General features: G+C 70.0%; 7 protein-coding genes. 2 read left to right on the top strand and 5 right to left on the bottom strand.

Annotated features, from left to right (window positions below; genetic code table 11):
- Window positions 1-173 precede the first annotated feature (173 nt).
- Complete coding sequence (locus ACTWQR_RS54500) at window positions 174-1,424, top strand: lactonase family protein (RefSeq protein ID WP_443234801.1); 1,251 nt, start codon at window positions 174-176, stop codon at window positions 1,422-1,424.
- Window positions 1,425-1,705: 281 nt separating this feature from the next.
- Here the strand turns inward: ACTWQR_RS54500 and rbsD are convergent, their stop codons facing one another.
- From rbsD to ACTWQR_RS54475, 5 genes are all read right to left on the bottom strand, one after another.
- Window positions 1,706-2,095 (bottom strand): D-ribose pyranase, encoded by a 390-nt coding sequence (gene rbsD / locus ACTWQR_RS54495; RefSeq protein WP_443234800.1) that lies wholly within the window; start codon window positions 2,093-2,095, stop codon window positions 1,706-1,708.
- Window positions 2,092-2,991 (bottom strand): ribokinase, encoded by a 900-nt coding sequence (gene rbsK / locus ACTWQR_RS54490; RefSeq protein ID WP_443234799.1) that lies wholly within the window; start codon window positions 2,989-2,991, stop codon window positions 2,092-2,094. The genes rbsD and rbsK overlap by 4 nt, the downstream gene beginning before the upstream one ends.
- Before the next feature lie 89 nt (window positions 2,992-3,080).
- Complete coding sequence (locus ACTWQR_RS54485) at window positions 3,081-5,042, bottom strand: ABC transporter permease/substrate-binding protein (RefSeq protein WP_443234798.1); 1,962 nt, start codon at window positions 5,040-5,042, stop codon at window positions 3,081-3,083.
- Complete coding sequence (locus tag ACTWQR_RS54480; protein ID WP_443234797.1) at window positions 5,032-6,597, bottom strand: sugar ABC transporter ATP-binding protein; 1,566 nt, start codon at window positions 6,595-6,597, stop codon at window positions 5,032-5,034. Before ACTWQR_RS54480 ends, ACTWQR_RS54485 begins: the two co-directional genes overlap by 11 nt.
- A complete protein-coding gene (locus tag ACTWQR_RS54475) occupies window positions 6,594-7,640 on the bottom strand; it encodes a LacI family DNA-binding transcriptional regulator (protein ID WP_443234796.1) in 1,047 nt (348 codons plus the stop codon). The genes ACTWQR_RS54480 and ACTWQR_RS54475 overlap by 4 nt, the downstream gene beginning before the upstream one ends.
- Window positions 7,641-7,820: 180 nt before the next feature.
- Here ACTWQR_RS54475 and recD2 point away from each other — a divergent pair, with 180 nt between their 5' ends.
- A complete protein-coding gene (gene recD2, locus ACTWQR_RS54470) occupies window positions 7,821-10,085 on the top strand; it encodes an SF1B family DNA helicase RecD2 (protein WP_443234795.1) in 2,265 nt (754 codons plus the stop codon).
- The last annotated feature ends 214 nt before the right edge of the window (window positions 10,086-10,299 follow it).

The following is a 10,299-nucleotide window of genomic DNA, read 5'->3' as shown; positions in this document are numbered from 1 at the left end:
AAACCGTCCAATCACCGATCAAGGGGCGGGGGGTGGGGGGTGGGGGAGAGGTCTTACGAGAGCCTGACGTGATGGCTAAGCGCGTTCGTCACACCGGTCCCAGCGGCAACTCTGGCTCTGGCCGCCCCGAATCGTGAGGGCGGCGGAGACCTTCCGAGGAGCCGGAGCCGGACATGAGTGGAAACCACCAGCGCAGCACCAGCAACGTCAGCAGCCGCAAGGCGAGCACACACAAAGCGAAGTCGAAGAAGCCGCTGGCCCTGATCGGGGCAGGGCTTCTCGCCACGGCGGGCGTCGCGACGGCCGGGACCCTGGCCAACGCCGGGCAGTACGCGGGCTCCGGGAGCGAAGCGGCCAAGGCCGACCACGCGGTCTTCGTGCAGGGCAACGAGTTGGACGGAAATACTGTCCGTGTGTTCGAACGGGATGACGACGGGGCGCTGACCGCGGCGGGGAAGTACGAGACCGGCGGCAACGGCGGCCACCAGACCGACGCGCCGACCGATTCGCTCGCCTCCCAGGGCTCCCTCGTCTACGACGACCGGTCGGGGCTGCTGCTGGCCGTCAACGCCGGCAGCGGAACGGTGACCTCCTTCCGCGTGCGGGGGCAGAAGCTGACGGACCGCCGGGTCGTCGACTCGGGAGGTGAGTTCCCCGCGAGCGTCGCGGTGTCCGGCAAGGTCGCGTACGTCATGAACGCCGGCGGAGAGGGCAGCGTCCAGGGGTTCAGGATCACCGGGAAGGGGCTCAAGCCGCTGAAGGGTTCGCACCGCTCGCTGGGCCTTGAGAACGAGGACGTGCCACTCTTCTCCAGCTCACCCGGCGAGGTCGAGTTCACTCCGGACGGCCGCAACCTGGTCGTCACCACGAAGTCGAACAACACCGTCGAGGTCTTCCCGATGAAGCGGAGCGGGCTCCCGGCCGTCGACGAGCCCGTCGTCAACGACTCCGCGGGCGGTGTGCCGTTCGCGATCAGCTTCGACTCCGCCGGGCGGATGCTGGTCGCGGAGGCCGAGAAGGCCACGGTCAGTACGTACAAGGTGAAACGCGACGGCAAACTGAAGGTCGTGCAGGAACCGCTCGCCAACGGCCAGGAGACCCTGTGCTGGCTGGAGCGCGCGGGCGACTTCTTCTACGGCGGGAACACGGGCAACTCGACGGTCACCGGGTACCGCATGGACGAAAGCGGCAAGCTCGCCCTCACCAATGACGTCGGAGTGGCCACCCCGCCGTCGGCGAACTCCCAGGGCGTGATCGATCTCGCGGTGACGGCGGACGACAGGTTCGTCTACGTCCAGAACGCGGTCTCCGGCACCGTCGACGGCTTCCGCGTCGAGGAGGACGGATCCCTGACCAAGGTCACGACGGTCGAGGACCTGCCGGCCTTCGCCGAGTCCGGCATGGAGGGCATCGCCGCGGTGTGAGGGGCTGGGGAAGTGAGGGGGTGGGGGTGAGGGGCTGGGAGTGTGGGGCTCGGGGTGAGGCGCTGCGGGAGTCGCCGCGGCGCGCGAAAAAAATTCTGTGTGGCCGTGCAACCCTCTCCGCACCCCGTGGGTCGTACTTGGCATCAGGACTTCTGGAGGGGGATCCGGGGGGATCGCGGGGGTTCTGATGGGGGAGGGAAGCGAAGGGGCCCGGTCGACGGACTGGGCCCCTTCGAAGTTGTCCGGGGCCCCAGGGAAATCAGAACCCGGGCCCCAGGGGATCAGAAAAAGACCCCGCAGCGCAGCAGCACGTTCGCGTACGGCCGTGCCTCGCCGGTGCGCACGATCAGGCGGGCGTCCGCCGAGAGGGACTTGAGTTCCTCGTGGGAGACGAGGGTCAGGGTCGGGAAATGGCCGGTCAGCAGGGTGGAGGCGGCCGGGTTCGCCTCAGCTGTCTCCTGCGCCGCCGTCGCGCCCTCCACGACCAGTTCGTCCAGGAGCCCTTCCAGGACCTCGGCGAATGACGGCACCCCGGCGCGGAAGGCCAGGTCAACGACCCGTGGCCCGGCCGGGATGGGCATGCCGGCGTCGCAGACGAGTACGCCGTCGCCGTGGCCCAGCTCGGCCAGGGCGCCCGCCAGATGACGGTTCAGGATTCCGGCCCTCTTCACAGCGCGGCGACCTCTTCGGCGGTGGGGAAGGAGGCCTGGGCGCCCTCCCTGGTGACGGCGACGGCTCCCACGCGTGCCGCGTACGCCGCCGAGGCCGCCAGGGACTCCCCGGCGCCCAGCCGCCAGGCGAGCGCGGCGGTGAAGGAGTCGCCCGCGCCGGTCGTGTCCACGGCCTCCACCTTCAGGGACGGGACGCGGGTCGCCCCGGCGGCGTCGGCGACCAGCGCGCCCTCCTCGCCCAGGGTGACGACCACCGAGCGCGGGCCGAGTGCGAGGAGCGCCTCGGCCCACTGCTCGGGTGTCTCGCCCGCGTCGGCGCCCACGACCACCCGCGCCTCGTGCTCGTTCACGATCAGCGGGTCGCAGGCGGCCAGCACCTGCTCCGGCAACTCTCGGGGCGGGGACGGGTTCAGTACGAAACGGGTGCCGGGCGGCAAGCTCCGTACCACCTCCACGACCGTCTCCAGCGGGATCTCCAGCTGAGCCGAGACGACCTGGGAGGCGGCGAGGAGGGCCGCGGCCGCTCGTACGTCCTCCGGGGTCAGGCGGCCGTTCGCGCCGGGAGAGACCACGATGCTGTTGTCGCCGGACGGGTCGACCGTGATCAGCGCGACTCCGGTGGGCGCGCCGCCGACGAGGACGCCGGACGTGTCGACCCCGGCCGCCCGCTGAGAGTCGAGCAGCAGCCGGCCGTGCGCGTCGTCGCCGACCCGGGCCAGCAGGGCCGTACGGGCTCCGAGGCGGGCGGCGGCGACCGCCTGGTTGGCGCCCTTGCCGCCCGGGTGGAGGGCCAGGTCGGAGCCGAGCACGGTCTCCCCGGCGCCCGGCCGCCGCTCGACGCCGATCACCAGGTCGGCGTTGGCCGATCCCACGACCAGCAGGTCGTAGTCGTACATGAACTGTCTCCCTGTAGGGGTGAGTTGGGGGAGGGCGGCTTCCCCTGGCCGCTCTCCCGTCGACTTCCGTCGGTCGACTTCGGGCGCGGTCAGCCGCTGAACTCGTCCACGTTCTTCGCCGTGACCACCTTCACCGGCACCTTCACCGTCTTCTCGACCTCCTTGCCGTCGGCCGCCCGCAGCGCGTTCTCCACCGCGATCCTGCCGAGTTCCTTCGGCTGCTGTGCCACCGAGGCGTACAGCGTGCCCTCCTTGACGGCCTTCAGGCCGTCCGGCGTGCCGTCGAAACCGATGACCTGGACCGTCTTGCCCGCCTTGGAGCCGAGCGCCTTGAGCGCGCCGAGGGCCATCTCGTCGTTCTCGGCGAAGACGCCATCGACGTCCGGGTGGGCCTGGAGCAGGTTCGTCATCACGTCGAGGCCCTTGGTGCGGTCGAAGTCGGCCGGCTGTCGGGCGACGACCTCGATGCCGGGGTAGGCCTTGAGGCCCTCGGCGAAGCCCGCGCCGCGCTCGCGGCTCGCGGACGTGCCGGCCAGGCCCTGCAGGATGACGATCTTGCCCTTGCCGCCGAGCTTCTCGGCCATCGCCTTGGCGCCCAGTTCGCCGCCCTCCACGTTGTCGGAGGCCACGAGTGCGGCCGTGTCCGCCTTGTTGACGACCCGGTCGACGCCGACGACGGGGATGTCGGCCTTGTTCGCGGAGCGCACCGAGGGGCCCGCCGCGTCCGAGTCCACCGGGTTGACGATGATCGAGTCGACGCCCTCGCTGGTGAAGTTCTGCAGCTGGTTGGCCTGCTGCGAGGCGTCGTTCTGCGCGTCCGTGACGGTCAGGTCCGCGCCGAGCCTCTTCGCCTCCTCCTGCGCGCCCTGCCTGATCTGCACGAAGAAGGGGTTGTTCAGGGTGGAGAGGGACAGGCCGATCTTCTGGTTGGTCGCGGAGGACGAGCCGTTGTTGACGAGGGTCAGACCGCCCACGATCGCCGCCGCGAGGACCACCGCGAGCGCGTACTTCACCGCCTGTGGGCCCTTGGGCCGCGAGGAGGTCCCGGCGGCGACCGGAGTCGCCCCCGCCTTGCGCCGCAGGGTGTCGAGGAGCACGGCCAGCGCGATGACCACGCCGATGACGACCTGCTGCCAGAACGCGGACACGGAGAGGAGGTTGAGGCCGTTGCGCAGCACAGCCAGGATCAGGGCGCCGATCAGCGTCCCGGACGCCTTGCCCGTACCGCCGGCCAGCGAGGCGCCGCCGATGACGACCGCGGCGATCGCGTCCAGCTCGTAGCCCTGCGCGGCCTGCGGCTGCGCGGAGGAGAGCCGGGAGGCGAGCACGATGCCCGCGGCGGCCGCGAAGAGGCCGGACAGGGCGTAGATCGCGAGCTTCTGCTTCTTCACGCGGAGGCCGGAGAGGCGGGCCGCCTCCTCGTTGCCGCCGATCGCGTACATCGAGCGGCCGATGTACGTACGGCCCAGGATCAGCGCCGTGATCAGGCCCATGACGACCATCACGAGCACCGGCACCGGCAGCCAGCCGCCCAGCGTGTCACCGAGGTGCGAGACCGAGTCGGGGAAGGCGATCGGGCTGCCCTGCGAGATGACCAGGGACAGGCCGCGGCCGACCGACAGCATGGCGAGGGTCGCGATGAACGGCGGCAGCTTCCCGTACGAGATCAGGACGCCGTTGACCAGGCCGCACGCTATGCCGGTGGCGATCGCGAGAAGGACCGCGATCCAGACCGGTACGCCCTCCGAAGTCGCCGTCCAGGCAAGGACGGTGGCGGACAGGGCGGCGACGGAGCCGACCGACAGGTCGATGCCCGCCGAGACGATCACGAAGGTCACGCCGAAGGCGAGGATGGCGGTCACGGCCGCCTGGACGCCGATGTTGAGCAGGTTGTCCGTCGTCAGGAAGTCGCCGGACAGGGCCGACATCGCGATGACGAGGATGATCAGCGCGGTGAGCGCGCCGTTGTCGAGCAGGAGCCGGCGCAGGCCGCCCGCGCCGCCCGAGGCGCCACTCGCGCCCGATGTGCTCTTGAGCGTGTCAGTGGCCACGGGAGCCCTCCACAGCGGTAACAGGGGTGTCGGTTGCGGTAGTCGGTGTGCTGACGGCGAGTGCCATCACGGAGTCCTGGGTCGCCTCGTCCGCGGTGAGCTCGCCCGCGATCCGGCCCTGGGCCATCACCAGCACCCGGTCGCTCATGCCGAGCACCTCGGGCAGGTCGCTGGAGATCATCAGGACGGCGTGTCCGGCGGCCGTGAGCTCGTTGATCAGCTGGTAGATCTCGACCTTGGCGCCGACGTCGATGCCGCGCGTCGGCTCGTCGAGGATCAGCACCTTGGTGTCGGCGAGCAGCCACTTGCCGATGACGACCTTCTGCTGGTTGCCGCCGGAGAGGGTGCGCACCTGCTGGCCGAGCCCGGCCATGCGGACGCCGAGCTGCTCGGCGATCCGCGCGGCGGCCGTCCGCTGCCCCTTGAGGTCGACGAGCCCGCCGCGGGTCGCGGAACGGAGCGTGACGAGGCCGAGGTTCTCCTCGACCGAGGCGTCAAGGAGCAGCCCTTGGCCCTTGCGGTCCTCGGGTACGAGCCCGATGCCGGCCGTCATCGCCGCGCTCACGTCATGGCGCGGCAGGCGGGCGCCCGCGACCGCCACGGACCCCCTGTCGTACGGATCGGCGCCGAAGACCGCCCGTACGACCTCCGTACGTCCGGCTCCGACGAGCCCCGCGATCCCGACGACCTCACCGGCCCGCACCTCGAAGCTCACGTCGTGGAAGACACCGTCCCTGGTGAGCCCTTCGACGGTGAGCAACGCGGTCCCGGCGTCGGCCGGTTCTCCGGCCTGTCCTTCGGGCCGTTCGCGCGGATACTGCTGCTCGATGGACCGTCCCACCATGAGACGTACGAGCTCGTCCTCGGGTGTGGACGCGGGCACCTGGCCGACGCTCTTGCCGTCCCGGATGACCGTGACCCGGTCTCCCAGAGCGGCGATTTCCTCCAGGTGGTGCGTGATGAAGACGATGCCGACGCCGTCCTCGCGCAGCTGCCGCACGATCCGGAAGAGCTTTTCGACCTCTTCGGAGGTGAGCACGGCGGTCGGCTCGTCCATGATCAACACGCGTGCGTCGAGGCTCAGCGCCTTCGCGATTTCGACCATCTGCAGGCGTGCGATTCCGAGTTCACGCACACGCGCGCGCGGGGACACGTTCACGCCGACCCGCTCCAGCAGCTCGGCGGCGTCCGCTTCCATCCGCTTGCGGTCGATCAGGCCGTAGCGGCGCGGCTGACGGCCCAGGAAGATGTTCTCGGCGACCGTCAGATCGGGCACCAGGTTGAACTCCTGGTAGATGGTCGCGATGCCGAGGCGCTCGGCGTCCTGCGCGCCCTGGACGCGGACCTCCTCGCCGCCGACCACCACGCGCCCGGAGTCGGGCCGGTAGGCGCCGGACAGCATCTTGATGAGGGTGCTCTTGCCGGCGCCGTTCTCGCCGAGCAGTACGTGCACTTCGCCGCGGCGCAGATCGAAGTCGACGCTGTCGAGCGCGACCACACCGGGGAAGGTCTTGCGTATCGCTTCGATACGCAGCAACTCGTCCGGATCGCTCACGGGTTGCTCCTTTGTACGGGGGGTGCGGGGGCGGGTTCGGGGGATACGGGGGCGGCTTCGCCGCAGGAGCGGCGTACGACGAGACGGGCGGGGAGGGTCACGGACTGCGGGGGGCGTCCCTCGATGCGGTCGACGAGCGCGCGCACGGCGGCCCGGCCCAGGTCGGGGGTCGGCTGGGCGATCGCCGTGATCGGCGGATCGGTGTGCACGAACCACGGGATGTCGTCGAACGCCGCGAGCGCGATGTCGTCGGGAACCCGCATCCCGCGCGCGCGGATGGCGTCCAGCGCGCCCAGGGCCATCAGGTTGTCGGCGGCGAAGACGACCTCGGGCGGCTCGGGGAGGTTCAGGAACTCCTCGGTGACCCGGCGACCGCTGGCCGCCTGGAAGTCGCCCTGTCCTATGTACGCGCCGGGCAGCGGGAGCCCGTACTCGCGCAGTGCCTCCCGGAAGGCCTCGACGCGCTCGCTGCCGGTCGTGGTGGCGGCCGGGCCCGCGATGATGGCGAGCCTGCGGTGGCCGAGGGCGTGCAGATGGGTGACGAGATCGCGGATGGCCGTGCGCCCGTCCGCCCGTACGACCGGCACGTCCACGCCCGGGATCCAGCGGTCCACGAAGACCATCGGCGTCCCCGCGCGTGCGGCGTCGAGGATCAGTGGCGACCCGCCATCGGTCGGGGACACCAGGAGCCCGTCGATCCGGCGGTCGAGGAGCGTACGGATGTGGTGGTCCTGCAACTCCGGCCGCTCGTCGGCGTTTCCGATGATGACGCTGTAGCCGAGCGCGCGGGCCTCCTCCTCGACGGAGCGGGCCAGCTCGGTGAAGTACGGGTTGAGTACGTCGCTGATGACCAGGCCGAGGGTGCGGGTCTGGTCGGTGCGCAGGGAGCGGGCGACGGCGTTCGGGCGGTAGCCCAGCGTCTCGACGGCGGCGAGGACACGGGTGCGTGCCTCGGCGCTCACGGACGGGTGGTCGTTGAGCACACGGGACACCGTGGCAACGGAGACCCCGGCCTCCGCGGCGACATCTTTGATGCTCGCCATCGCCGCTCCACCTCCTCGTGGAATCGATTACACGGAGGATTGGAATCGATTACACGGAAGTTGGCAAGACCCCGAGACCGGATCGTGATGAAGCGTGCTCCGGTGAAGCGTGTTGAGGCGGGCGGCGGGAGTTGTCCACAGGCTTCACGCGCTGTCAGAGGTCGGCGGTAGCGTCGGATCATGTCCAATCAGGTGGTGGAGAGCGGGGCGCGGAACCTGGCGGTTCTCGAGGGCGTACTGGAGCGGATCACGTACGCCAATGAGGAGAACGGCTATACGGTCGCGCGGGTGGACACCGGCAGAGGCGGCGGAGATCTCCTCACGGTCGTCGGCGCGCTGCTCGGTGCCCAGGTGGGGGAGTCCCTGCGGATGGAGGGCCGTTGGGGCTCGCACCCGCAGTACGGCAAGCAGTTCACGGTCGAGAACTACACGACCGTCCTCCCGGCCACCGTCCAGGGCATCCGCCGCTACCTCGGATCAGGCCTGGTCAAGGGCATCGGCCCGATTTTCGCGGACCGCATCACCCAGCACTTCGGCCTTGACACGCTCCAGATCATCGAGGAGGAGCCGAAGCGGCTGATCGAGGTCCCGGGCCTGGGCCCCAAGCGCACCAAGAAGATCGCCGAGGCGTGGGAGGAACAGAAGGCGATCAAGGAGGTCATGCTCTTCCTCCAGACCGTCGAGGTGTCGACGTCGATCGCGGTCCGCATCTACAAGAAGTACGGGGACGCGTCGATCTCGGTGGTCAAGAACCAGCCGTACCGGCTCGCGTCCGACGTCTGGGGCATCGGCTTCCTCACCGCCGACAAGATCGCCCAGTCCGTCGGCATCCCGCACGACAGCCCGGAACGAGTCAAGGCCGGCTTGCAGTACGCCCTCTCGCAGTCCACGGACCAGGGCCACTGCTATCTCCCCGAGGAACGGCTGATCGCGGACGCGGTGAAACTGCTCCAGGTGGACACCGGCCTGGTCATCGAGTGCCTCGCGGAACTGGCGGCGCCCGCCGAGGAGGGCGAGGACCCGGGCGTCGTACGCGAGCGGGTACCGGCGCCGGACGGCGGTGACCCGATAACTGCCATCTATCTGGTCCCGTTCCACCGGGCCGAACTCTCCCTCTCCGCCCAGCTGTTGCGACTCCTGCGCACCGGCGAGGACCGGATGCCCGGCTTCCGGAATGTGGCCTGGGACAAGGCCCAGGCGTGGCTCAAGGACCGTACGGGGGCGGAGCTGGCGCCCGAGCAGGAGGAGGCCGTCCGGCTCGCTCTCACGGAGAAGGTCGCCGTGCTCACCGGCGGGCCCGGTTGCGGCAAGTCGTTCACGGTTCGCTCGATCGTGGAGCTGGCCCGGGCGAAGAAGGCCAAGGTGGTGCTGGCGGCGCCAACGGGCCGGGCCGCCAAGCGACTTGCCGAGCTGACGGGCGCCGAGGCGTCCACCGTGCACCGGCTCCTGGAGCTGAGGCCGGGTGGGGACGCGGCGTACGACAAGGACCGGCCGCTGGATGCCGACCTGGTGGTCGTGGACGAGGCGTCGATGCTCGACCTTCTCCTCGCCAACAAGCTGGTCAAGGCGGTGCCTCCGGGGGCCCATCTGCTGTTCGTCGGGGACGTCGACCAACTACCCAGCGTCGGCGCGGGCGAGGTGCTGCGCGACCTGCTCGCCGACGGCGGCCCGGTGCCGGCGGTCCGTCTGACCCGGGTCTTCCGTCAGGCTCAGCAGTCCGGGGTGGTGACGAACGCTCACCGGATCAACGCCGGTCAGCAGCCCGTCACCGAGAACCTGAAGGACTTCTTCCTCTTCGTCGAGGACGACACGGAGGAGGCGGGGCGGCTCGCGGTGGATGTGGCGGCTCGGCGCATTCCCGCCAAGTTCGGGCTCGATCCGCGTCGGGATGTGCAGGTGCTGGCGCCCATGCACAGGGGGCCTGCTGGTGCGGGAACCCTCAACGGCCTGCTTCAGCAGGCGATCACACCCGCCCGGCCCGATCTCGCCGAAAAACGCTTCGGCGGGCGGGTGTTCCGTGTCGGTGACAAGGTCACGCAGATTCGCAACAACTACGAGAAGGGGGAGAACGGTGTCTTCAACGGCACGGTCGGTGTGGTCACGTCGCTGAACCTCGACGACCAGCGGCTGACGGTGTTGACCGAAGAGGACGAGGAGGTTCCGTACGAGTTCGACGAACTCGACGAGCTGGCGCATGCGTACGCGGTGACGATTCATCGCTCCCAGGGCAGCGAGTATCCGGCAGTGGTCATTCCGGTCACCACCGGTGCGTGGATGATGCTTCAGCGAAATCTCCTCTACACGGCGGTGACCCGCGCGAAGCGGCTTGTCGTCCTGGTCGGCTCTCGCAAGGCCATAGGCCAGGCGGTGCGTACGGTGTCGGCGGGGCGACGGTGTACGGCTCTGGACTTTCGCCTCGCCGGTGCAATTGCCTCCGGCGGTTGAGCGGTTGAGCGGTTGAGCGGTTGAGCGGTTGAGCGGTTGGGTGCGGGCCGTCTGTGGCTGCCCGCGCAGTTCCCCGCGCCCCTAAAAGATCGGGGGCCTCAGGCCGGTTCTCACACTGCCGGTCCTCGTGGGCTGGGCGCGCAGTTTCCCGCGCCCCTGAAGGGGCCCCAGCCCCCACCCGTCCGCAGCCTTCCGTCGGTGTGAGGGGACGTGC

It is taken from the genome of Streptomyces sp. 2A115 (genome assembly GCF_052245575.1).
Classification (GTDB): Bacteria; Actinomycetota; Actinomycetes; order Streptomycetales; family Streptomycetaceae; genus Streptomyces.
Note: the sequence above shows the minus strand (reverse complement) of the source record. Positions and strands in the feature narration are given on the sequence as shown.